Genomic DNA, 25,989 nt, shown 5'->3' on the forward strand with positions numbered 1-25,989 from the left:
TTTATTTCCCGAGTCCCGCCGCGCGGGGCAGCCAGAGGGTGAGTTCGGGAATGTAGGTGATGGCGAGGAGCGCCAGCAGCAGCGGCACCAGCCAGGGCAGGATGGCGATGGTGGTGCGCTCCACCGAGAGCTTGGCCACCCGCGCCAGCACGAACAGCACCATGCCCAGCGGCGGGTGCAGCAGGCCGATCATCAGGTTCAATGTCATCACCAGCCCGAAATGGATCGGGTCGATGCCGAGCTTCAGCACGATGGGCAGCAGGATCGGCACCAGGATGGTGATGGCGGCGATGGTGTCGATGAAGCAGCCCACCAGCAGGATCAGCAGGTTGGCCAGCGCCAGGAACACCCATTTGTTCTGGGTGAAGCCGAGGATGGCGTCGGACATCACCTGCGCCGCCTGGCTGGCGGTGAGCAGCCAGGCGAAGATGGAGGCCGCGGTGACGATGAACAGCACCGAGGCGGTGGTCTCGATGGTGTCGAACGTCGCTTTCGCCAGCGCCCTGAGGGTCATGGAGCGATAGCGCACGAGGCCGAGGAACAGCGACCAGATCACCGCCGCCACCGCCGCTTCCGTGGGCGTGAACCAGCCGAGCGTCATGCCGCCGATCAGGATGATCGGCGCCATCAGCGCCATCACGGCGGAGAAGTCGAAATACCAGTCCGCCGCCAGCAGCACCGCCAGGGCGATGAGCACGGAGGTGTTGATGGAGAGGCCCAGTTCCACCAAGGCGTAGACGCCGAGCGGAAACAGCGCCACCACGCCCACCTCGATGCCCGCCCCGCCGAGCCGCCGCCAGGAGAATTTGGCATCGCTCCCCCAGCCGTTGCGGCGGGCGAAGAAGGCCACGGTGGCCATCATCAGCAGCGTCATCACCGCGCCGGGAACGACCCCGCCCAGGAACAGCGCGCCGATGGAGACATTGGCCAGCATGCCGTAGATCACGAACGGCAGGGACGGCGGGATGATCGGCCCGAGCGTGGCGGAGGCGGCGGTGACGCCGACCGCGAACTCGGTCGAATAGCCGTGGTCCTTCATCGCCTTGATCTCGATGGTGCCGAGGCCCGCCGCATCCGCGATGGCCGTGCCGGACATGCCGGAGAAGATCACCGAGCCGATGATATTCACCTGCCCGAGCCCGCCGCGCATCCACCCCACCAGCGCCACCGCGAAGGAATAGATCCGCCCGGTGACGCCGGCGATGTTCATCAGGTTGCCAGCGAGGATGAAGAAGGGCACGGCGAGCAGCGGAAAGCTCTCCACGCCCGCGATCATGCGCTGGGCGATCACCACGTCCGGCACCGTGCCGGAGACGAGGATATAGACCAGCGAGGCCGCGGCCATGGCGATGGCCACGGGCACGCCGCAGATCATGAGGCCGAGAAAGGCGCCGATGAGCAGCCACATGGTTCAGCCCTCCGTGCCGTCGAACGCTTCGGGGCGTTCGAGGACGCTGTAGCCGCGCCGCAGATTGGCGACCGCCACCTGGATGGCGCGCAGCAGCATGAGGGCGAAGGCCGCCAGCACCGCCCAATAGACGATGCCCTTGGAGGCCTGAATCATCACCATGGGCTCGTCGCCGACGAGGCCGATGTAGCGCCACATGAGCCAGCAGGCATAAGCGAAGAAGGCGATGCGCACGGCGTCCACCAGGGTCGCCGCCACCCGGCCCGCCGCGGGCGGAAGGAAGCGGTAGAGCAGGTCCACCTGGATATGGCGCGACAGGCGCACGCACATGGCCGAGCCGAGGAAGACGACACCGACCAGGCTGTAGCTGGCCATCTCCTCGGTCCAGCTATAGCTGTCGTTCAGCACGTAGCGGGTGAAGAACTGGAGGAAGACCAGCCCCGCCATCACCCAGAACAGGATCAGCGTGATCCAGTCCTCCGGCGCATAAGGGGAGAGGTCGATCGCGACCTCCTGGTCGAACGTTTCGGCGAGTTCCTCGCCGGTCACGCGGGTATGGACCTCGGCTGTCATCGGCGCTCCAAGGCAATGGGATCAGGACAAGGGAAAGGGGGATGCCGCGCCGGCCCGGCCGGCGCGGGCGCTCACATGGTGCTCTTCAGCGCCTGGATGCGGTCCCAGTCCGCCTTGCGATAGCCGAAGCTCTCGAACGGGATGGTCTTCATCACCGTGTCGCGGAAATCGCCGGTATCCACCTCCACGATGTTGAGCCCCTTCTCCTTGAACAGCGCGATCAGTTCCTTCTCGCGCGCGGCCACCTCGCCGCTGGCCTTGGCGGCGGCCTCCTGCGCCACGTCGATGAAGATCTTGCGGTCCTCGGGCGAGAGCTTGGCCCACAGCGAGGGCGAGAGGACGGTATTGAGGTGATCCACGATATGGCCGGTGAGAATGATGTTCTTCTGCACCTCGTAGAACTTCTTGGCCTCGATGGTGGTGAGCGGGTTTTCCTGCGCGTCCACGGTGCCGTTCTGGAGCGCCAGATAGACTTCGGCGAAGGCGATGGGGGCGATGTTGGCGCCGCAGGCCTTGGGCATGGCGAGATAGGCGGGGGCATCCGGAACGCGGATCTTCAGGCCCTTCATCTCGACGCAGGTCTTGAACAGCTTGTTGGATGTAGCCTGGCGCACGCCGTAATATGTAACCGCAATGATGTGATTGCCGGTCTTGTCTTCATATCCCTTGGCGAGATCCTTGAAGACGTCGCTCTTGGCATAGGCCAGCAGATGCTGGGCGTCGCGGAACGTATAGGGGTAGTAGGTGACGCCGATGGGCGGGTAGGCCTTGCCGGCGAAGCTGGAGCCGGAAATGATCATGTCCACGGTGCCGAGCGTCAGGCCCTGGTTGATGTCGCTCTCCTTGCCGAGCTGCGAGGAGGGATAGACGTCGATCTGGTAGCGTCCGTTGGTGCGCTTGGCGATCTCCGCCGCCGCCCAGACCGAGGCGGTGTGGAACGGCTCCGAGGGCTCGTACACATGCGCCCATTTCAGTTTCGTCTGAGCCGCCGCGGGCACGGCGGAGAAAGGAATGACGGCCGTGGCGCACGCAATCGCAAGCGCGGCCGCAAGGCCGCGGGAGATCAGGGACATGGGCTTCCTCCAGCATATGGCTCCGGCCTTTTTGGCCGGTTAAATCGTTTTGATCGGCAGGCAAGCGCCGCCGGAAAACGACCGCCATCGTACTATGCGGATGCCGCTGGGCAAGCCGCCGCATCGGGGGCGGCGGGGCCGCAAGCCTGGGGCAAGCTCAACATGATCTAAGAAAAGTACTGTGACGACATCTGTGCCAAGTAAATAATATCATGTTGCATAGCACCATTAGGTTGTGTTTTCAACTATAATAATTTCCATTATGTTGTCACAAATCAAATTCAGGCGCTTTATCGATCGTTGATCGTGTGCTTATTCTGCGCATCTTCCTTTGATTGTAGGGTGCTGCAGTGAAGATCCGAGATCTGAAAATTGCCCACAAAATCGCGCTGATCCTGGCGCTCGTGGGCGTCATTACTGTAGCCGCTGTGGTGTATCTGAACGCCCGTACCTCGGCCATCATCTCCCGCTATGCCTACCTGACCGAGAACCAGGAGCCCGCGCTCCTCGCGCTGGTGCGCGCCAATATCCGCACCAACAATTTCGAGTCCGGCCTCCTGACTTCCATCGCTTTCGAGAAGCCGGACATCGACGCCACGATGAAGACCCTCCTCGCCTACAAGAAGGAAGTGGACACCATTCTTGCGGATACTGCGCGTCTTGATCCGCAGAATGCGGATTTCTACACGCGCTACGCCCAGTCGTTCGATCCGCTGTTCAACGAGATCGTCCGCGGCGTGGAACTGGTCCGCGCCGGCAAGGTGGAAGAGGCCCGCAAGATCGCCCAGACCGTGGTGCCCCAGATCGCCGCCGCGCGCCGGTCCTCCACGCCGGTCATCGACAAGGCCGGCAAGGTCATCCTGGAGAATTCGGACCAGCTGAAGAGCGAGACGGAAACCGTGCGCCTGACCAGCTATCTGCTGATCGGCGGCAGCACCATCCTCGCCATCATCCTCGGCTTCCTGGTCGGCCAGTTCACCATCTCGCGCCCCATCAGCCACCTCGGCGGCCTGATGCACCGCCTCGCGGACGGCGACCTCACCGTGAATATCGACGACCAGGACCGCAAGGACGAGGTCGGCGCCATGGCCAAGGCGCTCAGCGTCTTCAAGGACAAGTCCATCGCCGCCACGGAGATGGAGCAGCGCCAGAAGGAGATGGAACTGGCCGCGCAGCAGTCCCGCAAGGCCGAGCTCGCCAAGCTGGCCGCGCTGTTCGAGACCGCCGTCGGCGGCATCGTGACCACCGTCTCCGCCGCCACCGGCCGGATGGAGAGCGCCGCCTCGTCCCTGTCGCAGACCGCGGCCACCACCCGCACGCTCTCCGGCGAAGTCGCCTCCGCCTCCGATCAGGCCAGCACCAACGTGAAGTCCGTGGCGGTCGCCGCCGAGGAACTGACCAGCTCGGTGTCGGAGATCGCCCGTCAGGTGCAGTCGTCCAGCCAGATCGCGTCGGAGGCCGTCAGCCAGGCGCAGCGCACCGACAGCCGCATCACCGAACTGTCGCAGGCCGCCGGCCGTATCGGCGACGTGGTGGCGCTCATCACCGCCATCGCCTCGCAGACCAACCTTCTGGCCCTCAACGCCACCATCGAGGCGGCGCGCGCCGGGGACGCCGGCAAGGGCTTCGCGGTGGTCGCCTCCGAGGTGAAGGAACTGGCCACCCAGACCGGCAAGGCCACCGAGGAGATCGGCGACCAGATCTCGCAGATCCAGACCGCCACAGCCGATTGCGTCGCGGCCATGAAGGAGATCAGCGACACCATCAACCGCATCTCCGGCATCGCCCAGGCCATCGCCGCGGCGGTGGAGGAGCAGGGCGCGGCCACGGCCGAGATCAGCCGCAACATCCAGCAGGCCGCCACCGGCACCGCCCAGGTCAGCTCGAACATCGCCGAAGTGACCCGTGGCGCCGCCGAGACCGGCGAGGCCTCGGCCGAGGTGCTCCAGTCGGCGCGCGCGCTCGGCCAGGAAGGCGAGCACCTCAAGGTCGAGGTGGAGCGCTTCCTCGCCACCGTCCGCGCCGCCTGAGGCGGGAAATGGGGGGCGTCCGCCGCCCCCCTCTCGACGCATGAAAAACCCGCCGGTCCGTCAGGGCCGGCGGGTTTTGCATTTCATCGGCGGACGGTGCGGCGCCGGCTCACTCCTCGGCGCAGGCGCGCGCCGCGGCGTCGTCCAGCCAGAGGCGGTTCACATGGCCCATCTTGCGGCCGGGGCGGGCTTCGTCCTTGCCGTAGAGGTGCAGGTGGGCGCCCGGCTCGGCCAGCAGGCTGAGCCATTGCTCCACGTCGTCGCCGATGAGATTGACCATCTCCGCCCGGCCGAGCCGGCGGGCATCGCCCAGCGGCCAGCCGGCGATGGCCCGCACATGCTGCTCGAACTGCGAGGTGACGGCCCCATCCTGGGTCCAGTGCCCGCTGTTGTGCACGCGCGGCGCGATCTCGTTGACGATGACGGTGTCGCGCCCCTGAAGGTGGGTCACGAACAGTTCCACCGCCATCACGCCCACATAGTCGAGCGCGGAGGCGATGCGGCAGGCGATGCCGCGCGCCTCCCGCGCCGCCTCGGCCTGGATCGCGGCCGGCACGGTGGAGCGGTGGAGGATGTGGTTGCGGTGGACGTTCTCGGTGACGTCATAGGCGGCGAAGGCGTCGTCCGCGCGCCGGGCGGCGATGATCGAGACCTCGCGCTGGAAGGCGATGAAGCCTTCGAGAATCGCCGGCTGGCGGCCGATGGCAGCCCAGGCCGCCGACAGGTCGTCGCCGGGCCGGATGGTCACCTGGCCCTTGCCGTCATAGCCGAAGCGCCGGGTCTTCAGCACCGCCGGCAGGCCGATGGTGGCGACCGCCGCCTCCAGCCCCGCCAGGTCGTCCACGGCGGCGAACGGCGCGGTGCCGATGCCGAGGTCGCGCACGAAGCTCTTTTCCGCCAGGCGATCCTGGGTAATGGCCAGCGCCTTGGCGCCTGGCCGCACGGGCACGCGCGCGGCCAGGCGCTCGGCGGTCGCCAGCGGCACGTTCTCGAATTCGTAGGTCACGACATCGACGCCAGCGGCGAAGCGGTCCAGCGCCGCGCCGTCGTCATAGGCCGCGCAGGTGTGGGCGTCGCTCACCTGGAATGCCGGGCTGTCCCGGTCGGGGCAGTAGATGTGGGTCTTGAGGCCGAGCGGGGCGGCGGCGAGGGCGATCATCCGCCCCAGCTGTCCCCCGCCGAGGATGCCAATCGTCGAACCGGGCTTCAGCATGATCAGGCCGGCCGCTCCGCGACGGCGTCGGTGCGCGCGGCGCGCCAGGCGTCGAGACGCTCGGCGAGGTCGGTGTCGGACAGGGCGAGCACGGCGGCGGCCAGCAGCGCGGCATTGGTGGCCCCGGCCTTGCCGATGGCCAGGGTGCCCACGGGAATGCCGGCCGGCATCTGGACGATGGAATGGAGGCTGTCGACGCCCTGGAGCGCCTTGGATTCCACCGGCACGCCGAAGACGGGCAGGGGGGTCAGCGCCGCCACCATGCCCGGCAGGTGCGCGGCACCGCCGGCGCCGGCGATGATCACCTTGAAGCCTTCCGCCTTGGCGCCCTTGGCAAAGGCATACATGCGGTCCGGCGTGCGGTGAGCCGACACGATGCGCGCGTCAAACCCCACGTTCAGTGCTTCGAGCGTCTCCACAGCATGGCGCATGGTGTCCCAATCGGACTGGCTGCCCATGATGACGGCCACCGGCCGCTGCCCCATCGCGATCATCCCCGCAAAGGAAAGCGCGGCTTTATCGGATCACGGCCCGCGGAGCAAGGGGCAAACCGGCAAGCGCCAACGGCCGGCCGGCAACAGGGGCAGGGCATGCCGGGTGCTACGCCAGGGGATCGGGAGCGCGCTTGCCACGCCCGCCACCGCTGCGGGCGAGGCCCGCGCTCGGCGCGTCAGGCGCCATCACGTCCTCCGCCATCACCGAGCGGTTGCGCCCGCCGGTCTTGGCGGCATAGAGCGCCACGTCCGAGCGCTTCACCCATTCGTCCACATTGTCGTCCGGATCACGCTCGGCGACGCCGATCGAGATGGTGATGGAGATCTCCTGATTGCCCGGCAGCATCACCGCCGTGTTGGCGATGTCGAACCGCAGGCGCTCGGCCTCCTCATAGGCGTCGGCCTCGGAGATCTCGGGCAGCAGGATGGCGAATTCCTCGCCGCCGACACGGGCGGCACGGCCCGCGTAGGCCGAGATCGCCTTGGCCACCGCGATCAGCGCCAGGTCGCCGCCATCGTGGCCGTAGGTGTCGTTCACGTGCTTGAAGTAGTCGATGTCGAGCAGCAGCACCGAGGCGGGAACGCGGTTGCGGATGAGTTCTTCGGCCTTGAAGAAGAAGGCGCGGCGGTTGAACAGGCCGGTGAGGAAGTCGCGGGTGGCCAGCCGCACCAACTCGCGCTGGGCCTGGTTCATCCGCTCGGCGGCGCGCAGGCGGGCGTAGAGTTCGGGAAGGGCCGGCGGCTTGGAGACGAAATCGTCCGCGCCGGAATCCAGCGCTTCCACCAAGTGGCCGATGTCGGTGTTGGACGACATGGCGATCACGTACAGCGGGCGCCCGGCATTGGCGATCAACCGCGCTTCCCAGCACAATTGCAGGCCGGAAATGCCGGGGATTTCGAAGCTGGTCATGAGCACATCGACTTCGGCGCCGCTATGCAGATGCGCAAGGGCATCGGTGCCGTCACCAAAGGCAGCGACCTCATGCCCGTTATCGTGGAGCATCTTGGTCATCAGCTTGAGGGTGACGCGACTGGCGTCGACCAATACGATCTGCATAACTCTCGGACCCTTTTACGATAGGGACATCCATACATGCGACGGCATGTCTATCGCATGGCACGAGTATGTATGCGCCAATCAAACACAGTTTTGCGCATCACCCGATGCGCAAAAGCAGCGCCTTAACGCTGCTACGCTTCGCATATTCAACGACACGTGAGATGAAATCAACTGATTATCGCTCAGTCGTGCTCGCAACTTGCTTCAAATTGGATATACTTTACCGTATCCGTGCAACAAAAAGATGAAGGTACTCCGCAAGAGACGCTTTTGCGCTGCGGCGGAAAGCCCCTCATCTCCCTTCCTCGACGCGAAGTCGGGCAAAAGCACTGTCTTTGTGCCGCCGACCACTCGTCCCGACCCGATGCCCCCCGCATCGCGCGGATGGAATTCGGCCTTCCGGCGGAAGGTGAAGGCGCCGTGACGCACGACACGGCGGCCGGCGACATCATGACCGGGGACGCGTCTCGATCATCCGTCGGCCCCTCCGGTGGGAAACGCCGGACGAGCGTCCGCGTGCTCGGGCACAGCCGCGATCGTCATTGTCCTGCATGAGGCTTGGGCGAGGCTTTCGGCGGCGGCGCGGGGGTCGATCACCGCCCTCGCTTTCCGGCGCGATGTCCCAATGCGCCGCCTTCCCGCGTCCGCGCGGAGCGGACGGGAGGGCGTCCTGCCGGGCCTATCGCCAGCGGCGGTGCAGCCAGAGCCACTGGCCGGGATATTCGCGCACCCAGCCCTCGATCACCGAACTGACCGCCTGCATGCCATCGTGCACGTCGATGCGCCCTTCGGCGTCGCGCGGCAGGTGGACTTCCTCGGTGATCTCGATGCGGAAGCGCCCCCTGGGCAGGCGGATGACGCGCATGCCATGCACCGGGCAGTCGAACTGGCGGGCGAGGCGGGCCAGCGTCGGGTTGGTCGCCGCCGGCCGGCCGAAGAAGGTCACGGTCACGCCCTGGCCCCAGTGCTGGTCCACCAGCATGCCCAGATGCTGGCCGTCCTCCAGCATTTGCGCCATCTGGCGCCCGGCGGCCCGTCCGGCGCGGATCAGGCCGGGCATGGTCTTGGCGCGCATGCCGAGCACCACTTCGGCGGCCTTCTGATTGTTGGGGGCGCGGTAGAGCACGCCGCCGCGCACGCCGAGCTTCTCGCCGGTGATGGCGTTCAGTTCCCAGTTTCCGGTATGGGCGGTGAAGAACAGGGCCGGGCGGCCGTCGTCGCGCAGCCGGGCCATGACCTCGGCCCCCACCAGCTCGATGCGCCCCGCGCCGGGATGGGCCGGGTCATAGTCCCAGATGCGGTCGAGCACGGCGAACTCGCCCGCCATGCGCCCGAGATTCTCCCACACGTCGGCCAGGATGCGCTCGATCTCGCTGCGGCTCTTCTCCGGGAAGGCGGCGCGCAGATTGGCGCGCGCCACCTTGCTCACCAGGAACCAGGGGCCGAACCAGCGCGCCAGAGAGCCGATGATGTTGGACGACCAGGAGATCGGGAACAGCCGCATCCACCAGATGGATACGCGCACATAGCCGGCGACGAAGGCGTCGAACGCCGGCTGCATCTTGCGCGCGAAGCGGCGCCACACCTGCTTGGCAGAGCGCATCGAAGCCCTCCCGGACCGGCGCCCCGTCAGAACTTGACGATGATCTTGCCGAACACGCGGCGGCTTTCCAGCCGCTCCAGCCCTTCGTTGAAGCGCTCCAGCGGCACCACGGTGTCGATCACCGGCTTCACGCCGCGGCCCATCTTCTCCAGGCCGTCCGCCACGTTGCGGATGGTGGCGCCGAACGAGCCGAAAATCTTGTACTGGCGCTGGAACAGCTGCATCAGGTTCATGGTGGTGCTGACCCCGGAGGTGGAGCCGCAGGTCACCAGCCGCGCGCCGGGCTTCATGGAGAGCAGCGAGCCCTGCCAGGTGTCCACGCCCACATGCTCGAACACCACGTCCACGCCGACCTTCTTGGTGATCTTGCGCACCTCGTGCTCGAAGCGGTCCACCTTGTAGTTGATGACGTGGTCGGCCCCCAGCGCCAGGGCCTTGGCCGCCTTCTCATCGTCGCCCACAGTGGTGATGACGGTGGCGCCCACGTCCTTGGCGAGCCGGATGGCGGCCGAGCCGATGCCGGAGCCGCCGGCATGGACCAGCACGGTCTCGCCCTTCTCCAGCTTGGCATTGTCGAACAGCATGTGCTCGACGGTGGAGAAGGTGATGCCGGCGCAGCCGGCTTCCTCGAAGGAGACGCCCTCGGGGGCGGGGATCACCAGCCGCTCGGGCATGTTCAGCACGTCGCGGGCGAAGCCGTCCACGTGGAAGCCGAGCACGCCGCCCACCTTCTCGCACAGATTGTCGCGGCCCTTGAGGCAGTTGGAGCAGTGGCCGCAGGTCAGGGCGCCGTACATGGCCACCGTCTGGCCCACCTTGAGGCCGCGCACGTCGGCGCCCAGCGCCACGATCTCGCCGGCGGCTTCCGCGCCGACGACCAGAGGCATCTTGCGCTTGGCGAAGGCCATGCCGCGCCAGCCCCACACGTCGATATGGTTCAGCGCCAGCGCCTTCACGCGCACCTGCACCTCGCCCGCGCCGGGGGCGTCGGGCTCGGGCATGTCGACGATCTGGAGGGTGCGGTCGGAGACGAGCTGAAGGGCGCGCATGTTGGTCCTGACAAATCAGCGATGGGCGGCGAGCGCGGCGGACAGGCCCCCGTCCACCGGGATCACGGCGCCGGTGATATAGCCCGCGCCGGGCGAGAAGAGAAAGGCGGCCACCTGCGCCACGTCGTCCGGCTGGGCGAAGCGACCGGCGGGGATCTGGCTTTCAAGGCGTTCGCGATAGTCGGCGAACTTGGCCAGCATGGCGGTGTCGATGAAGCCGGGGGCGATGTAGTTCACGGTCACGCCGCGCCGGGCGCTCTCCACCGCCAGCCCGCGCACATGGGCGAGCAAGGCGGCCTTGGAGGCGGCATAGGCCACGTTGCCGGGATTGGCCTGCAAGGCGGCGACAGAGCCGATGGCGACGATGCGGCCCTGCTTGGCGCGGGTCATCGGCCGGATCAGCGCGCGCGACAGGCGGACGAAGGCGAAATGATTCACCTGCATCACCTCCTCGGCCTTGTCCTGATCCACCATGGCGGCGAGCGTGTCATAGGACGCTCCCGCATTGTGGCAGAAGCCGAACCAGGTCTCGCCGGCCTCCAGTTCCTCGGCCAGCGCCTCGACGGCGCCGCGGTCGGCCAGATCGACCGCCTTGGCGGCGATCGCCGCGTCGGGGCGGTCGGCGCGGATGGCGGCCACCAGCGCCTCGGCCTCGGCCGCCGCGCTGCGATAGGTGAAGGTCACCGCGAACCCGGCCTCGGAAAGGGCGCGCACGATGGCGGCCCCGAGGCCGCGCCCGCCGCCGGTGACGAGGACGCGCTTGCCGGTGTCGCTCACGCCGGCTCACCCGCCACGACGAGGCAGACATTCTGTCCGCCGAAGCCGAACGAGCTGGAAATCACCCGGTTCACGGTCGCGTCGCGCGCCACGTTCGGCACCACGTCGAGCGGAATGGCCGGGTCCGGTATGTTGTAGTTGATGGTCGGCGGGATGCGGCTGTTGAGGATGGTCAGCACCGAGAAGGCCGCCTCGATGGCGCCGGCCGCCGTCAGGGTGTGGCCGATCATCGACTTGTTGGAGGAGATCGGCACGTTCTTCAGGTGCTCGCCGAACACGCCGGACAGGCCCACATGCTCCATGCGGTCATTCTCGGGCGTGGAGGTGCCGTGGGCATTGATATAGTCCACGTCCTCCGGCGTGATGCCGGCATCGGTCAGCGCCCGCCTCATGCAGCCGATGATCGGCTTGGCATCGGGGCTGGAGCGGGTGCGGTGGAAATTGTCCGCCATCTCGCCGGCGCCTTCCAGCACCGCCAGGATCTTGGCGCCGCGCGCCCGGGCATGCTCGTAGCTTTCCAGCACCAGCGCCGCCGCGCCTTCGGCCATGACGAAGCCGTCGCGATTCTTGGCGAAGGGGCGGGACGCCTCGGCCGGATTGTCGTTAGCGGTGGTCAGTGCGGAGAGCAGGGAGAAGCGGATCAGCGCCTCGGGATGCACCGAGCCGTCAGTGCCGAGGGCCAGGGCCACATCGCACTCGCCGCGCCGGATCGCCTCGACGCCGAGCTGGATTGCGGTGGCGCCGGAGGCGCAGGCGGTGGACAGCGAGATCGGCTGGCCGCGCGTGCCGAAGCGGTCCGCCAGGGCGTCGGCCACCGAGCCGAACAGGAAGCGCTCATGCCAGGCGCGGAACTTGCCCGTGGCGGCGGCATCCAGCAGGTCGTGATAGACCATGGGGCGATGCGTGACCTGCTCGGCGAGCTGGCGGCGCTCCGGCCACTCGATCTCCACCGGCGGCACGGCGGCGAACAGCGGGCCGGGGAAATCCCCGTTGCCGCCGATGCCGGCCTCGGAAATGGCTTCCTCGGCCGCCAGCGTGGCCAGCTTCTGCGACAGGTTCGGCGCAGCGACGCGCTCGTCGAACAGGAAGTCGACGGTGCCGGCGATGGTCGTGCGCATGCCCTCGATGGGGAAGCGGGTGATGCGATGGATGCCCGATTCGCCGGCGGTCAGCTTCTTCCAGTTCTCAGCCTTGCCCTGGCCGAGCGACGTGACGATGCCGATGCCCGTCACCACGACGATGGGACGGCCGAATTTGTCGTTGTGGATCTGCGCCATGGGCGCCTCCTGATCTGAGCGGCCCGACCGGATCGGGCAAGACGTGGCCCAAACCTAATGCGCCCGCGCGATATTTCACCCCGGAAACGAATCCGCCCGGACGGAAAATCCGCCGGGCGGGGTCACTGGTCTCCGGTCGTCCCGCCGAAGGCTGGGATCAGCCGATCTTTTCCACCAGGGCCGCGCCCTCGCCGCGCCAGTGCCCCACCGACGTGACGATGACCCGGTCCAGCGCGCCCTCAAGCGGCGCCTCGACGGGTGCGCCCGCCACCGGCGGGATCGCCGCACCGTGCGACAGGCTCAGGGCCGCAAGGCCGAGCAGGGCGGTGAACTGCGCCTCGAAGCCATGCCCGATCCGGTTGGCCATCACGCGGACCGGCAGGCCGGACGCCTTCAGCGCCTCGCCCTCCGCCTCGGTGGCGCCGGCCGCGCCGCTGGCGCCAGAATAGACCACGGTGGCAGGCCCGGTGCCGGCGGTCGAGATCAGCGACTTCACCTTTTCAGCGACGCTGCCGGTCGCGCTGCGCCGGGCCCGCTCGGACCACACGCCCGACAGCTTGGCGATCGGCTTGGCGCCGCGCGCGGTCGCATGCTCGGGCGATTCGAGCACCAGGAAGGCGCCCATGGAGCCGGACGGGATGCCGGGGGCGGGCTCGGTGCCCAGCACGGGCCGGAAGGCGCCGGTCATGCACAGGCCGTTGAGCGCGTAGAGCAGCAGCATGTCCTCGCGCTCGGCATTGTAGGCGCCGCCCACGAGGCCGATCTCGCTCTGGCCCGCCGCGATGCGCGAGAAGGCGATCCGGGTGGCGTCCACGCCGGAGCTTTCCTCGCCCATGAAGGTGCGGGAGGAGCCGGTGACGCCGTGCACGATGGAGATGTTGCCGGCCAGCAGGTTGGACAGCTGGGCCAGCGACAGCGTCGGGCGCAGGTCCGACAGCAGACGCTCGTTCAACGAGCGGCCCCAGTCGTTCGAGGCCAGCAGGTCGTTGAGGATGGCGGCGTCCACCTGGAAGTCGCGCTCGCCACCGCCGGCCGCCACCACCATGTCGGTGCGGCCGAGGATCTCGGCATTCTTGGCGACGCCGGCCGAATCGAGGGCGAGGCCCGCGGCATAGGTGCCGATGCGCTGCCACGCCTCCATCTGCCGCTGATCACCCTTCTTGGGGATCTGCTGGTCGTAATTCACCTTGACCAGCGGGTGCACCACGTAGGGCGCGAAGGTCTCGGCATCCACATGGGGCCCGGCGCCCGCGTTCAGGGCCGCCCAATGGGCGTCCAGCCCCTCGCCGAGCGAGGAGACGAGGCCGATGCCGGTGATCCAGACGTCACGTTGGCCCGGCCGCTGAGCGTCATGCATTGGCAAAGTCCGCCACCGGGAATTCCACCCGTTCGGCCACCTTCATGACCACGTCCTTCATGCGGCCCTCCGGCCAGGCGAGGACGCGGAACACCAGCTCCGCGTTGCACACCGGCTTGCCCTCGATGAGCGCCTTGGTCTGCGCCACCACGAAGCCGGAGCCCTCGTGCAGGATCTTCGAGTGCAGGTCGAGCATCTGCCCCGGCACCACGAAGGTGCGCAGCTTGGCCTCCTTGACGGTGGCCAGGAAGGGCATCTTCTCGAAGCGATTGCGGGCGAGGATCAGCCAGCCGGTGGTTTGGGCCATCGCCTCGATGAGCAGGACGCCGGGCATGATGGGATGGCCGGGAAAGTGCCCCTCGAAGATGGAGCTCTCCTCAGGGACCAGTCCCTCGCATTGAATGGTCTCAAGACCGGGGTCGATCGCGACGACCCGGTCCACCATCTTGAAAACTTCAGGGCGCATTCGCTCCGTCCGACCTCACGCGGTCTTTGCAGCGACCAGTTCGTCGATCCGGGCGCAGAGATTCTTGAGCACGAAATACTGCTCGGTGGTGGCCTTGCCGTCGTTCACTTCCTGCGTCCACTGCTCAAGCGGGAGCTTGATGCCGAACGCCTTGTCGATGGCGAAGGCGATGTCGAGGAAGTCGAGGCTGTCGATACCGAGATCGTCGATCGCATGGCTTTCGGGCGTGATCGTGTCACGCGGAATGTCACAGGTCTCGGCGATGATGTTGGCCACGGCATCAAACGTTGAAGACATCAGTACGCCTCTTTGAATTATCTCGGCCGCGTCTCGCGCAGCCGGCTCGCGGGGGCGAGCGCGGCAGCCACGGCAAAGGGTGGCCGTGTGGCCTTATCGGAATCGTCGTGGCCCCTATAGCGAAGCCGGACCCCGGTTTCAATGGCGCCCTCTCGGGGCGGCACCTGCCGGCGCGTCTCTTATACGCCGTCCAGCGCCCGCGCCAGAAGGGCTTGGGCCGCGGATGCGACATCGTTCGTGCCATGGACGGCGCGTGCGCCGGCAAGCCGTGTCCGGGCGAATGCCTCGGCGATGGCGCCCGGCGCCCGGGCCGCCAGCGCGGCCGTCGCGGCCAGCGCGGCGAGCCGGTCGGCGGCGCGCCGCGCGAAAACCTCAGGGGTGGGATGCGCCAGATCGAGAACGATCTGCCGCGCCGCGCCGGCGACGCCCGGCAGGTCCCCGGCTTCGGCGGCGAGTTCGCCGACCAGCGCGCGCACGGCGTCCGGCTCGCGGGCGGCGGCGCGCAGCAGGTCGAGGGCGACCACCGTGCCGGTGCCCTCCCAGATGGCGTTGACCGGGGCCTCGCGATACAGCCGGGGCAGCAGGCTTTCCTCAACGTAACCGTTGCCGCCGAGCGCCTCCATGGCCTCATAGACGAATCCCGGCGCCGCCTTGCAGACGGAGAATTTCACCGCCGGGGTCAGCAGCCTGGCCCGCGCCGCCTCGGCCGTCTGGGTGCGGGCGGCGTCGAAGCTCGCCGCGAGGCGCAGGGTCAGGGCGGTCGTCGCCTCGCTGTCGAGGGCGAGGTCCGCCAGCACGGCGCGCATGGCCGGCTGGTCCACCAGGCGCTTGCCGAAGACGCTGCGGTGCCGGGCATGATGGACCGCCTGGGCCAGCGCCATGCGCATCAGCCCGGCGGACGACACCGCGCAGTCCAGCCGGGTGAGCTGCACCATCTCCAGGATGGTCGCTACACCCCGGCCCTCCGGGCCGACGCGCCAGGCGAAGGCGCGTGCGAACTCCACCTCGGAGGAGGCGTTGGAGCGGTTGCCCAGCTTGTCCTTCAGGCGCTGGAGCGAGAGGCCGTTCACGCCGCCGTCGGGCCGGAAGCGGGGCATGAGGAAGCAGGTGAGGCCGCCCGGCGCCTGGGCCAGCACCAGGAACGCATCGCTCATGGGCGCGGAAAAGAACCATTTATGGCCGGTGATCTCATAGTCCTCGCCGCCAATGGGCACCGCGACGGTGGTATTGGCCCGCACGTCGGTGCCGCCCTGCTTTTCCGTCATGCCCATGCCGATGGTGACGGAGGTCTTCTCCCAGAACGGCAGGAAGCGTCCGTCATAGAGCCTGGAGGTGATGCGCGGCAGCCATTCCGCCTTCAGTGCGGGGCTGGCGGCGAGCGCCGCCGGGGCGGCGTGGGTCATGGTCAGCGGGCAGACGTGGCCGGCTTCCACCTGGGTGATGATGAACAGCCGGGCCGCCCGGTCGAGGTGCCGGCCGCCGTCCCAGGTGGAGCAATGCAGGCCCGAGGCGCTGCTCGCCGCCATCAGCGCGTGATAGGCGGGGTGGAACTCCACCATGTCCAGGCGGCGGCCGCGCGCGTCATGGGTGCGCAGGCGCGGCGGGTTCTCGTTCGCGGCCCGGCCGAGGCACAGCCGGTCCTGGCTGCCCCATTCCGCGCCGAAGGCCAGCGCTTCCGCCTGCGGGCGGCCGCTGATGCTCATGGCGGAGCGCAGCGGCGCGTCGAGGGCGACCAGGTTGACGTCGCTGAACGGCGGCGGCTGGTTCATGCCGTCCGCATCGGGCGCGGCGCCCGGCGAATCGACGGGCAGCCGGTCGGACGATGGTCCGGGCGAAGACATGGCCATGGGCGCCCTCCCGGGGGCATGCCGGACATTGCCGGCTGTCTTTGCGGCCCGTGCGGCGGGCGCGCCTCATCAGATGCGCGATTGCCTGCGGGTTCAAGCAAATTGGGTACAGCGGCCGGGGCGGGCCGGTTGGCGCTTTCGCCGTCGCCGGGGGCATTCTAGTCTTCCCGCATGCCCGTGTTCGCAATCATCTGGCCATGGATCGGACTGGGCGCCGCAGCCGCCCTGCTGATCGTGCTGGTCTCCACCGACGGCCTCCAGGCCGACCGCGGCATCTCGCGCTGGCACGATCTGCCCTGGCTGGTGTGGCTGGGCCTCGCCGCCTATCTGCTTCACCAGTTCGAGGAGCACGGCATCGACCTGCTCGGCCAGCCCTATGCGTTCCGTACCGACATGTGCCGCATGCTGGGCTATCGCGATCCCATCGCCTGTCCCGTGCCGCTGTCCTTCATCACCGCCGTGAACGTTGGCTCGGTATGGGGCGCCGGCCTTTTGTCGGCGCTGGCGGCCAGGCGCTGGCCGGCGATCGGGCTGAGCTTCTTCGCGGTGCCGCTGGTGAACGCCTTCGTCCATGTGGGCGTGGCGATGGCGGAGGGGCGGTACAATCCCGGCCTGCTCACCGCCGTCCTGTTCTTTCTGCCGCTCAGCCTGTGGACGCTCTCCGTGGCGGTGACGCGGGCGGGACTGCCCAGACGGGTGCTGCTGTTCGTGCTGGCGGGCGGCATCGCGGTCCATGTCATCCTCATGGGCTCGCTCCAGGCCTATCTGCGCGGCTTCATCGGCCTCTGGCCGCTCAACATCATCCAGGTGCTGAACGCCTTCGTCCCGGCCGCGCTGATGTATGCGGGCATGCGCGTCCGGAAGGCGCCGCCGCCGCGGCGCAAGCCGAACCTGCGGGCGGTGTAGGCGCTCAGACGGTGGCGCCCTTCGCCTTCGCGCGCTTCAGGTGCTCGTCGAGGCGCGGCAGGATCTCCACGAAATTGCAGGGCCGGTAGCGCACGTCGAGCTGGTTGGCGAGGATCTCGTCCCAGCCGTCGCGGCAGGCGCCCGGCGAGCCGGGCAGGCAGAAGATATAGGTGGCGTTGGCCACGCCGGCGGTCGCCCGGCTCTGCAAGGTGGACGTGCCGATCTTCCCGAAGGAGATGATGTGGAAGACGGTGGAGAAGCCCTCCATCCTTTTCTCGAACAAGGGCTCCACCGCCTCCGGCGTCACGTCGCGGCCGGTGAAGCCGGTGCCGCCGGTGGTGATCACCGCATCCACCGCCGGATCGTCGATCCAGGCCTGCACGGCGGCGCGGATGTCGGCCACGTCGTCGGTCACGATGCGCCGGTCGGCCAGGCGATGGCCGGCGGTGGTCAGGCGTTCCGCCAGCAGGCTGCCGGAGCGGTCGTCCTCCGGCACGCGGGTGTCGGAAATGGTTAGGACCGCGATATTGAGCGCCACGAACGGGCGCGCCGCGTCGATGCCGGGCATCAGATCGCTCCCTGCAAGGTGTTGCACTGCTGCATGGCGCCGGTCTTCAGCCCGCGCATGAACCAGTTCACCCGCTGCTGGGACGAGCCGTGGGTGAAGCTGTCCGGCACCACCGTGCCCTGGGCCTGCCGTTGCAGCCGGTCGTCGCCGACGGCGGCGGCGGCCTTCATGCCTTCCTCGATGTCGCCGGGCTCCAGGATGCGGTAGCGCTCGTTGGCATGGTAGGCCCACACCCCGGCGAGACAGTCGGCCATCAATTCCGAGCGCACCGAGATGCCGTTGGCCTCGCGCTTGGTGGCGGCTTGGCGCTGGGCCTGCTGAAGCTTGGGCAGGATGCCGGTGAGGTTCTGCACGTGATGGCCCACCTCATGGGCGATCACGTAGGCTGAGGCGAAATCGCCCGGCGCCTTGAACCGGGTGGCGAGGTCGTTGAAGAAGCTGAGGTCGAGATAGACCTTCTGGTCGGTGGGGCAATAGAACGGCCCGACGGCGGCGGAAGCGTCGCCGCAGGCCGAGCGCACCTGTCCGGTGAACAGCACCATCTTCGGGTCCTGGTAGGTCTTGCCCTGGCCGCGGAAGATGTCGGTCCACACCTGCTCGGTGCTGGCCAGCACCTTGGCCGCGAACTGGCCGAGCTGGTCGTCCGGAGCGCCCATCTTGCCGGCCGGCGCGCTCTGCTGCGATCCGCTGCCCTGGATCGCCTCCAGCCCGCTGAGCAGCGTCACCGGATTGATCCCGAGCGCCCAGCCCACGAGGCCGACGATGATGATGGTGCCGATTCCCAGCCCGCCACCGCCGCCGGGGATCTGGAACCCGCCGCCGCGCCGGTCCTCCACATTGCTGCTGGGTCGGAAGTCGTCCAAACGCATGTCGTTCTCCCGGGCCACCCGGGGCCCCGCTCGGACAATGCCGAAGAAGCGCCCCGGTTCACTCTCGCGCTTCGATCCCTTGGGATGGAAACACGGGCTCGCGGCGGATCAGTGGCCCCGCGCATGGCCGAGCGTCAAGCGCCCCGGCGGTGTGGCGCGCTGTCCGGTTGCCAGCGGACCGGCCGGCGGCCATTTTGGCCGCATGACGGAGAAGGTGAGTCGCATCGTTCGCGCCAAAGGCGCCGGCAAGGCCGGCGGTCTGGGCTTCAAGCGCGAGCGGGCCGCCTACAAGGGCGGCTTCGCGCCGGTGGCGGGCGCGGACGAGGCGGGGCGTGGGCCGCTGGCCGGCCCGGTGGTGGCGGCCGCCGTCATCCTCGACCCCAGGCGCGTGCCCGCCGGCCTCGACGATTCCAAGAAGCTCACGCGCGAGCGCCGGGAAGCGCTGTTCGCCGAGATCTGCGCCACGGCAGAAATCTCGGTGACGCTCGCCCCGCCATGGCGCATCGATCGCGACAACATCCGGCAAGCCACCTTGTGGGCGCTGGCCAATGCGGTGCACGGGCTGCCCTGCGTGCCGCAACTCGTCTTCGTCGACGGCAACGACCGGCCGCCCTTGTCCTGCCAAGTGGAGATGGTGATCGGCGGGGATGGGTTGATCGCCTCCATCGCCGCCGCCTCCATCGTCGCCAAGGTGACGCGCGACCGGCTGATGACCGGCCTTGGCGCCGCCTTTCCCGGCTACGGCTTCGAACGGCACATGGGCTATGGCACCGCCGAGCACGGGGCGGCACTGCGCCGGCTCGGCCCCTGCCGCCACCACCGCACCTCCTTTGCGCCGGTGCGGGCGCAGCAACTGGCGCTGTTCGAGCCGGACGCGATGCCGGCAGGCGATGCCGCCGCGGTCGACCCCGCCGTCGAGCCCGCCCTCTGACCCCATGAAACGGCGGCGAACCGCCGGGATCTGTCCAAAAAGTTCCATCGCCCCGCCCGGCGCCGCTGCTATGGTACCTTAGATAGCCGCGGGCGAGGTTGGTTGTGCGTAGTGTTTTCGAGTACAGGCGGCGGATCGCCTCCCGAGGCGTCGGCCTGTTGATGCTGGCCGCCTGCATGGTGTCCCTGGCGGGCTGCGCGTCGCGACCCGGCCCCGATTCCCTCCTCCCCACCACGGCGGAAGCGCCCGGCGCCACCAAGCAGGTGGTGCTCGTCGCCACCACGCGGGCGCGGGACGCCAAGGCCGGCACGCTGTTCGGCGGCGAGCGCGCCTCCGACCTGGACTTCGCCACCGTCGACCTGTCCGTCCCGCCGACCCACAAGGCCGGGGCGATCGAGTTTCCGAGCCAGGCGCCGGGCAATCCGGCCACCGACATGGTCGTGCACGAGGCGATCTATCGCGACACCGAGCAGGATTTCGTCCGCGACCTCAACGCTCAGCTTGCCAGGCTGCCGGCCGGCCAGCGCAAGGTGCTGGTGTTCGTGCACGGCTACAACACCACCTTCTCCGAGGCGCTCTACCGCCTGACCCAGATCGCCTACGACGCCAAGACGCCGGGCGTGCCGGTGCTGTTCTCCTGGGCTTCGCGCGGCAAGACCGAGGACTACGTCTACGACAACAACAGCGCCACCGCCGCCCGCGACAATCTGGAGCGCACGCTCGGCCTCGTCGCCGCCAGCAATGCGGAGGAGATCACCATCCTGGCCCACTCCATGGGCAATTGGGTCACCGTGGAGGCGCTGCGGCAGATGAAGATCTCCGGCCGGATGATCCCATCCAAGCGGATCGGAAACGTGATCCTGGCCGCCCCGGACATCGACGTGGACGTGTTCAAGACCCAGCTCCGCCGCTTCGGCAAGCCGGAGAAGCCGTTCATCGTCATCGTCTCGCGTGACGACAAGGCGCTGGGGATTTCCGACTTCCTCGCCGGCGGCAAGCTCCGCCTCGGCAACTATACCAATGATGCCGAGCTGGTCAGCCTGGGCGCCATGGTGGTCGACATGAGCAATGTGAAGGCCATGGACGACATGAACCACGGCAAGTTCGCCCAGCTGATCGGGCAGGGCGGGAAGATGCGCGAGGAGCTGGAAAAGGAAATGGCTGCGAACGGGGGCGCCGTTCCCAGCCAGATCAATGTGGATGGCGTGCGCATCAGCGGCATCGATGCCCGGATTGCCGCCTCCGCCGCTCAGAAAGCCTCCGAGCAGCAGAAACCCTCCGGCCAGTAGGCCGGAGAGTTTTGGCGCTCACCGTGCCAGCGCCTGCCCCTTGCGCCAGGCGTCGATGGCGATGACCAGCGAGGTGAAGCCCCAGAACAGGAGATATTCGACGCCGCCCCTGGCCCAGTACCAGCCCAGCCCCTTGGTCTGGATGATGGCATAGGCCGCGACCATCATGCAGCCGAACGAGACGAGGCCAATCCAGCGGGTGAACAGGCCGAAGGTCAGGCAGATGAACGACAGGCTCTCGAAGGTGATGGACAGGCCAAGGAACAGCGGCGCGGGCACCAGCCCTGCCTTGGTGAAGAACACCAGCGAACTGTCGATGCCGGCGAGCTTCTGGATGACGTGGGGCAGATAGAACAGGCCGGCGATGATCCGCACCATATTCATGCCGTCCGTCAGCGCGAAGCGGTTCGGAAGGACAACCGGCCCGATCAGCCGCCGCAATAAGGCACCGTTTCCGGCTGGTGCGCTGCCGGTGGAAAGGCCGATGGACATTGGATTTTCTCCGCTTTCTCGATGAGCGGACGTTGCGCCGAACCGTCAAGCCGACGTTTGACGCAGCGCAAAAAATGGCGAGAATGTGTTCACGAAATCTCGACCGGCGCCCATAGCACGTCCTCGATGCGCCGCGCCCCGCTCGCCAGCATGGCCAGGCGGTCGAAGCCGAGGGCGCAGCCGCTTGCGGGCGGCATGGCACCGAGAGCGTCGAGAAAGGCTTCGTCGATGGGATAGCGCTCGCCATAGAGGCGGGCCTTCTCGTCCATCTCGATGACGAAGCGCCGCCGCTGCTCCGCCGGATCGGTGAGTTCACCGAACGCATTGGCCAGCTCGACACCGCAGGCATAGAGCTCGAACCGCTCGGCGACGCGCGGGTCCGCTGGCTTGGGGCGGGCGAGGGCGGCCTCGCTGGTGGGATATTCGCACAAGAGCGTCGGCACGCCGTCGCCGAGGCGCGGCTCCACCTTTTCCACGAGGATGCGGGAGAACACGTCCGCCCAGGTGTCGTCCGCCGCCACCCGGATGCCCGCCGCCCGCGCCGCGGCGGCGAGGGGAGCGGCTTCCGGCTCTTCGCCAGGGGGGGCAAGGAGCGGCAGCAGGTCGATGCCCGCGAACCGGCCGAACGCCTCGGCCAGGGTCAGCCGTTCCGGCGTGGCGGACGGATCGCAGGTCCGCCCGCGGAACCGGAACTCCCGTACCCCGCCCGCCTGCGCGGCGCACGCCAGCAGCCGGGCGCAATCGGCCATCAGCGTCTCGTAGGGGGCTCGGGCGCGGTACCATTCCAGCATGGTGAACTCGGGATGGTGGGTCGCCCCGCGTTCCCGGTCCCGGAACACGCGGGCCATCTCGAAGATCCGCGTCTCGCCCGCCGCCAGCAGCTTCTTGGCGGCGAATTCCGGCGAGGTGCGCAGATAATAAGGCGACGTCTCGCCCCCGGGGCTGCGCCAGTGGGTGAGGAAGGCGTGCAGATGCGCCTCGTTGCCCGGCGAGCGCTGGAGCACCGGCGTCTCCACCTCGATGAAGCCCTCGTCCGCGAAATAGGCCCGGACCGCCGCGGCGATGCGGCCACGGGCCAGCAGGAACGGCCGGCGGTCCTGGTGCACGGACGGTGTCCACCAGGGGCTGGCGGGGGGGGACGGGTTTGACATGGCGGGGCTCAGGAGCGGAAATGGCCGGCGAAGGGAGCGCGGGCCTGGAAAAGCGTGGGGTGAGACTGGCGAAAACTGCGAAGATCGCTATGTTGCGCGCCGACGAAGCATTGCGGCTTGCCGCCAAAATCTGTCTGAGGAAGAGAAACCGTGGTCAAGGTCATCGCCAGCTCTCTGCGCAAGGGCAATGTTGTCGAGATGGACGACAAGCTCTACGTAATTCTCAGCGCCGAGAACATCCATCCCGGCAAGGGCACCCCCGTCACCCAGATGGACATGCGCCGCATCTCCGACGGCGTGAAGGTGTCCGAGCGCTACCGCACCACCGAGCAGGTGGAGCGCGCCTATGTGGAAGACCGGCCGTTTACTTATCTTTATGAAGATAGCGACGGCTACACCTTCATGAACCCGGAAAATTACGAGCAGATCGCGGTTCCCAAGGACGTGGTGGGCGACCAGGCGGTCTATCTCCAGGAAGGCATGGAATGCATGCTCTCCACCTATAACGGCAATGCCATCGCCATCGAGCTGCCGCAGCGCGTGGTGCTGGAGATCGTGGACACCGAGCCCACGGTGAAGGGCCAGACGGCCTCGTCCTCCTACAAGCCCGCCATGCTGTCGAACGGAGTGCGCACCATGGTCCCCCCGCATGTGGCCTCCGGCACCCGCGTGGTCATCATGACGGCGGACGCGTCCTACGTGGAACGCGCCAAGGACTGATCCCGCCTCCCTCCGGCGCGCCTGTTTCGCGCAGGACGGGAACCGGAGCGCGGTTTCCCCGTTGCATGTGCGTCGGGGGATAAAGGCGTTCCGGATATGGATGTTTCAGGAAAGCGGATACTGATCGTCGAAGATGAATTCCTGGTGGCCCTCGGCCTCCAGGACAATCTTCGTTCGCTCGGCTATGTGGTGATCGGGCCGGTGGTCAGCCTTGCGGACGCGCTGCGGGTGGCCGAGACCGAGCAGATGGACGCGGCCATACTGGACGTGAACCTGCGTGGCGAACTGGTCTTCCCGGCTGCGGCGGTGCTATGCGACCGTGGCATCCCGATGATCTTCTGTAGCGGCCATATGGGCCTGTCGCGTTTTCCCGATCGCTTCTCCGACGCCATCCGGGTGCCCAAGCCCTATACAAGCGCCGGCATCGCCGCCGCCCTGCGGGACCTGCTGGACGAAGACGACGACCCCGGTCCGGAGCGGCATCCGGGGTCGGACCATTCCATGTCGTTCTGACCGCTCCGCTTTCCCTGCCATTCCGTTGCAAGGCCCGACGCCCCGGCTGCGGGGCGGCAGCGCTTCCGCGCGCATGCCGTGTGGGATGCCTCTCCCAACCCGTCTAAGATGGCGCCATCCCATCTGGTGAGTCGTCCGCGCCCCATGTCCATTCGCCGCCTGCCGCCCGTCCTCATCGACCGCATCGCCGCCGGCGAGGTGGTTGAGCGCCCGGCTGCCGTGGTGAAGGAAGTGGTGGAGAATGCGCTCGATGCCGGCGCCCGGGCGATCGAGGTGCTGGTGGACGGCGGCGGGCGCCAGCTCATCCGCGTCACCGACGACGGCGGCGGCATGTCCGCCGACGACCTGTCCCTGGCGGTGGAACGGCATGCCACCTCCAAGCTGCCCACCGAGGACCTGCTGTCGATCTCGACGCTCGGCTTCCGGGGCGAGGCCCTGCCGTCCATCGGGGCGGTGGCGCGGCTGTCCATCGCCAGCCGGCCGAAGGGCGCGCCCCATGCCTTCGAGATCCGCGTGGAAGGCGGCGTCCTCACCCCGCCCCGTCCGGCGGCGCTGAACGGCGGCACGCGGGTGGAGGTGCGCGACCTGTTCTTCGCCACGCCGGCGCGTCTCAAATTCCTGAAATCCGATCGCGCGGAATCCGCCGCAGCCATGGACGTGGTGCGCCGCCTCGCGCTCGCCCGGCCCGACGTGGCCTTCACCCTCGTCACCGACGACCGCCAGCCGCTGACCTGGGTGGCCCGCGGCGCCGACGAGGTCGGACGGGCGGCCCGCGTCGCCGACGTGCTGGGTGCCGAGGCGGGCCGCAATCTCATCCCGGTTCACGGCCTGCGGGGTGGTGTCGAACTGGTCGGCCTCGCCGGCCTGCCTACCTTCTCCAAGGCCAATTCCCTGTCGCAATTCCTGTTCGTCAACGGCCGGCCGGTGAAGGACAAGCTGCTGATGGGGGCGCTGCGTGCCGCCTATGCGGACCTCCTGCCTTCCGACCGCTATCCCGTCCTGGCCCTATTCCTCACCCTCGACCCGCGCGAGGTGGACGTGAACGTCCATCCGGCCAAGACCGAGGTGCGGTTCCGCGACGGCGGCAATGTCCGCGCCTTGCTGGTGCGCACCCTGACCGATGCGCTCGCCGCCCGGGTTCCGCGCACCGCGGCCACCATGGCCGACCGCCTCGTGGCGCTCGCCCGCGCGCCGGAGCTGGAGACGGTCGATCTGCGCGCTCCGGCTCTGCCGGGCGGGCAGGGCGGCTTCGCGCCGCGCCTCTACCGCCCCGACCCCATGCCGGCCGGTGGGTATGACTGGCGTGCCTCGCCGGCCCGCCCGCCGGATGAGCCGGGCACGGCGGCGGCCGGCTTTGCCGAGGCCGCGCAGGCAGTCTTCGACATCGGCCCGCCGTCGGTGGATGCGCGGGCCGACCGCGCGGTGCCGGAGGCCGGCGATCTCGACCGGCCGCTCGGGGCGGCACGCGCGCAGCTGCACGAGACCTATATCGTCGCCCAGACCCGCGAGGGCGTTGTGCTGGTGGATCAGCACGCCGCCCATGAGCGGCTGGTCTATGAGAAGCTGAAGGCCGCCCTGGAGCGCGACGGCGTCGGCCGCCAGGGCCTGCTGGTGCCGGCGGTGGTGGATCTCGATCCGGCCGAGGCCGACCGGCTGGTGGAGCGCGCGGCCGATCTGGCCCAGCTCGGGCTGGTGATCGAGAGCTTCGGCATCGGCGCCGTGCTGGTGCGGGAGGTTCCCGCGCTGCTGTCCTCCGCCGACGTGACGCGGCTGGTGCGCGACGTGGCCGAGCACGCGGCGGAATGGGACGACGCTTTGCCGCTGGAGCGGCGCCTGCTGCACGTGGCCGCCACCATGGCCTGCCACGGCTCGGTGCGCGCCGGCCGTCGCCTGCGGGTGGAGGAGATGAACGCGCTGCTGCGCGAGATGGAGACGACGCCCAATGCCGGCGAGTGCAACCACGGCCGGCCGACCTTCGTCACCTTGTCCCTTAAGGACGTGGAGAAGCTGTTCGCCCGGCGGTGAG

At 68.3% G+C, this 25,989-nt stretch carries 26 protein-coding genes; 7 read left to right on the plus strand and 19 right to left on the minus strand.

The window, feature by feature from the left end:
• Position 1: 1 nt before the first annotated feature.
• From YU1_RS0113065 to YU1_RS0113075, 3 genes are all read right to left on the minus strand, one after another.
• Positions 2–1,408 carry a TRAP transporter large permease gene (locus YU1_RS0113065; RefSeq protein WP_029004462.1) on the minus strand — a complete coding sequence of 469 codons (1,407 nt, stop codon included), beginning with the start codon at positions 1,406–1,408 and terminating at the stop codon, positions 2–4.
• A gap of 3 nt (positions 1,409–1,411) precedes the next feature.
• Positions 1,412–1,981, minus strand: coding sequence for a TRAP transporter small permease (locus YU1_RS0113070; protein ID WP_029004463.1), 570 nt, complete (start codon positions 1,979–1,981; stop codon positions 1,412–1,414).
• A gap of 71 nt (positions 1,982–2,052) precedes the next feature.
• Positions 2,053–3,054, minus strand: coding sequence for a sialic acid TRAP transporter substrate-binding protein SiaP (locus YU1_RS0113075; RefSeq protein WP_035715248.1), 1,002 nt, complete (start codon positions 3,052–3,054; stop codon positions 2,053–2,055).
• 350 nt (positions 3,055–3,404) lie between these two features.
• Between YU1_RS0113075 and YU1_RS0113080 the strand changes: the two genes are divergently transcribed.
• Complete coding sequence (locus tag YU1_RS0113080; protein WP_029004465.1) at positions 3,405–5,084, plus strand: methyl-accepting chemotaxis protein; 1,680 nt, start codon at positions 3,405–3,407, stop codon at positions 5,082–5,084.
• Positions 5,085–5,193: 109 nt separating this feature from the next.
• On the opposite strand, the gene YU1_RS0113085 is transcribed toward YU1_RS0113080, so the two are convergent.
• The 11 genes from YU1_RS0113085 to YU1_RS0113135 form a co-directional block, all read right to left on the minus strand.
• Positions 5,194–6,297, minus strand: coding sequence for a 5-(carboxyamino)imidazole ribonucleotide synthase (locus YU1_RS0113085; RefSeq protein ID WP_029004466.1), 1,104 nt, complete (start codon positions 6,295–6,297; stop codon positions 5,194–5,196).
• 2 nt (positions 6,298–6,299) lie between these two features.
• On the minus strand, positions 6,300–6,782 hold the full coding sequence (purE, locus tag YU1_RS0113090) for a 5-(carboxyamino)imidazole ribonucleotide mutase (RefSeq protein WP_029004467.1): 483 nt from the start codon (positions 6,780–6,782) through the stop codon (positions 6,300–6,302).
• 115 nt (positions 6,783–6,897) lie between these two features.
• Positions 6,898–7,848, minus strand: a complete 951-nt coding sequence (locus YU1_RS29310; protein WP_084539844.1) for a diguanylate cyclase — start codon at positions 7,846–7,848, stop codon at positions 6,898–6,900.
• Positions 7,849–8,530: 682 nt separating this feature from the next.
• Complete coding sequence (locus tag YU1_RS0113100) at positions 8,531–9,454, minus strand: lipid A biosynthesis lauroyl acyltransferase (protein WP_029004468.1); 924 nt, start codon at positions 9,452–9,454, stop codon at positions 8,531–8,533.
• 26 nt (positions 9,455–9,480) lie between these two features.
• Positions 9,481–10,503: a zinc-binding dehydrogenase gene (locus tag YU1_RS0113105; RefSeq protein WP_029004469.1), complete on the minus strand. Its 1,023-nt coding sequence runs from the start codon at positions 10,501–10,503 to the stop codon at positions 9,481–9,483.
• 15 nt (positions 10,504–10,518) lie between these two features.
• On the minus strand, positions 10,519–11,280 hold the full coding sequence (locus YU1_RS0113110) for an SDR family oxidoreductase (protein ID WP_029004470.1): 762 nt from the start codon (positions 11,278–11,280) through the stop codon (positions 10,519–10,521).
• Positions 11,277–12,557 carry a beta-ketoacyl-ACP synthase gene (locus tag YU1_RS0113115; protein ID WP_029004471.1) on the minus strand — a complete coding sequence of 427 codons (1,281 nt, stop codon included), beginning with the start codon at positions 12,555–12,557 and terminating at the stop codon, positions 11,277–11,279. The genes YU1_RS0113110 and YU1_RS0113115 overlap by 4 nt, the downstream gene beginning before the upstream one ends.
• Positions 12,558–12,714: 157 nt before the next feature.
• On the minus strand, positions 12,715–13,914 hold the full coding sequence (locus YU1_RS0113120; RefSeq protein ID WP_029004472.1) for a beta-ketoacyl-ACP synthase: 1,200 nt from the start codon (positions 13,912–13,914) through the stop codon (positions 12,715–12,717).
• Positions 13,907–14,380: a 3-hydroxyacyl-ACP dehydratase FabZ family protein gene (locus YU1_RS0113125; protein ID WP_029004473.1), complete on the minus strand. Its 474-nt coding sequence runs from the start codon at positions 14,378–14,380 to the stop codon at positions 13,907–13,909. Before YU1_RS0113125 ends, YU1_RS0113120 begins: the two co-directional genes overlap by 8 nt.
• Positions 14,381–14,395: 15 nt before the next feature.
• The gene (locus YU1_RS0113130; RefSeq protein WP_029004474.1) at positions 14,396–14,677 is read right to left on the minus strand and encodes an acyl carrier protein; all 282 of its coding nucleotides are present in this window, start codon (positions 14,675–14,677) and stop codon (positions 14,396–14,398) included.
• Between the two features lie 179 nt (positions 14,678–14,856).
• Positions 14,857–16,446 (minus strand): acyl-CoA dehydrogenase family protein, encoded by a 1,590-nt coding sequence (locus tag YU1_RS0113135; protein ID WP_029004475.1) that lies wholly within the window; start codon positions 16,444–16,446, stop codon positions 14,857–14,859.
• Between the two features lie 249 nt (positions 16,447–16,695).
• Here YU1_RS0113135 and YU1_RS0113140 point away from each other — a divergent pair, with 249 nt between their 5' ends.
• The gene (locus tag YU1_RS0113140) at positions 16,696–17,430 is read left to right on the plus strand and encodes an HXXEE domain-containing protein (RefSeq protein WP_029004476.1); all 735 of its coding nucleotides are present in this window, start codon (positions 16,696–16,698) and stop codon (positions 17,428–17,430) included.
• A gap of 4 nt (positions 17,431–17,434) precedes the next feature.
• On the opposite strand, the gene moaB is transcribed toward YU1_RS0113140, so the two are convergent.
• Together moaB and ypfJ are read right to left on the minus strand one after the other, a co-directional pair.
• The gene (moaB, locus tag YU1_RS0113145; protein WP_029004477.1) at positions 17,435–17,998 is read right to left on the minus strand and encodes a molybdenum cofactor biosynthesis protein B; all 564 of its coding nucleotides are present in this window, start codon (positions 17,996–17,998) and stop codon (positions 17,435–17,437) included.
• Complete coding sequence (gene ypfJ, locus YU1_RS0113150) at positions 17,998–18,867, minus strand: KPN_02809 family neutral zinc metallopeptidase (protein WP_029004478.1); 870 nt, start codon at positions 18,865–18,867, stop codon at positions 17,998–18,000. Before ypfJ ends, moaB begins: the two co-directional genes overlap by 1 nt.
• A gap of 202 nt (positions 18,868–19,069) precedes the next feature.
• On the opposite strand from ypfJ, the gene YU1_RS29315 reads away from it, so the two are divergent.
• Together YU1_RS29315 and YU1_RS29320 are read left to right on the plus strand one after the other, a co-directional pair.
• Entirely contained in the window at positions 19,070–19,798 is a 729-nt protein-coding gene (locus YU1_RS29315; protein ID WP_084539845.1) for a ribonuclease HII, read from the plus strand.
• 161 nt (positions 19,799–19,959) lie between these two features.
• Complete coding sequence (locus YU1_RS29320) at positions 19,960–21,087, plus strand: alpha/beta hydrolase (protein ID WP_051356826.1); 1,128 nt, start codon at positions 19,960–19,962, stop codon at positions 21,085–21,087.
• Positions 21,088–21,105: 18 nt separating this feature from the next.
• On the opposite strand, the gene YU1_RS29325 is transcribed toward YU1_RS29320, so the two are convergent.
• The 3 genes from YU1_RS29325 to YU1_RS33445 all read right to left on the minus strand — a co-directional run bounded on the left by YU1_RS29325 (position 21,106) and on the right by YU1_RS33445 (position 22,894).
• Positions 21,106–21,579 carry a DoxX family protein gene (locus YU1_RS29325; RefSeq protein WP_084539846.1) on the minus strand — a complete coding sequence of 158 codons (474 nt, stop codon included), beginning with the start codon at positions 21,577–21,579 and terminating at the stop codon, positions 21,106–21,108.
• Between the two features lie 89 nt (positions 21,580–21,668).
• Positions 21,669–22,730 carry an EF-P lysine aminoacylase EpmA gene (gene epmA, locus YU1_RS0113170; RefSeq protein ID WP_029004479.1) on the minus strand — a complete coding sequence of 354 codons (1,062 nt, stop codon included), beginning with the start codon at positions 22,728–22,730 and terminating at the stop codon, positions 21,669–21,671.
• A gap of 8 nt (positions 22,731–22,738) precedes the next feature.
• Positions 22,739–22,894: a hypothetical protein gene (locus YU1_RS33445; RefSeq protein ID WP_156922108.1), complete on the minus strand. Its 156-nt coding sequence runs from the start codon at positions 22,892–22,894 to the stop codon at positions 22,739–22,741.
• Between YU1_RS33445 and efp the strand changes: the two genes are divergently transcribed.
• The 3 genes from efp to mutL all read left to right on the plus strand — a co-directional run bounded on the left by efp (position 22,881) and on the right by mutL (position 25,988).
• Entirely contained in the window at positions 22,881–23,450 is a 570-nt protein-coding gene (gene efp, locus YU1_RS0113175) for an elongation factor P (protein ID WP_029004480.1), read from the plus strand. The two genes, YU1_RS33445 and efp, sit on opposite strands and share 14 nt — an antisense overlap.
• A gap of 96 nt (positions 23,451–23,546) precedes the next feature.
• Positions 23,547–23,963 (plus strand): response regulator, encoded by a 417-nt coding sequence (locus YU1_RS29330; protein WP_051356827.1) that lies wholly within the window; start codon positions 23,547–23,549, stop codon positions 23,961–23,963.
• Between the two features lie 144 nt (positions 23,964–24,107).
• A complete protein-coding gene (gene mutL, locus YU1_RS0113185; RefSeq protein ID WP_029004481.1) occupies positions 24,108–25,988 on the plus strand; it encodes a DNA mismatch repair endonuclease MutL in 1,881 nt (626 codons plus the stop codon).
• Position 25,989: the final 1 nt, after the last annotated feature.

Source organism: Azorhizobium doebereinerae UFLA1-100, from assembly GCF_000473085.1.
In the GTDB taxonomy this organism is placed as follows: Bacteria; Pseudomonadota; Alphaproteobacteria; order Rhizobiales; family Xanthobacteraceae; genus Azorhizobium; species Azorhizobium doebereinerae.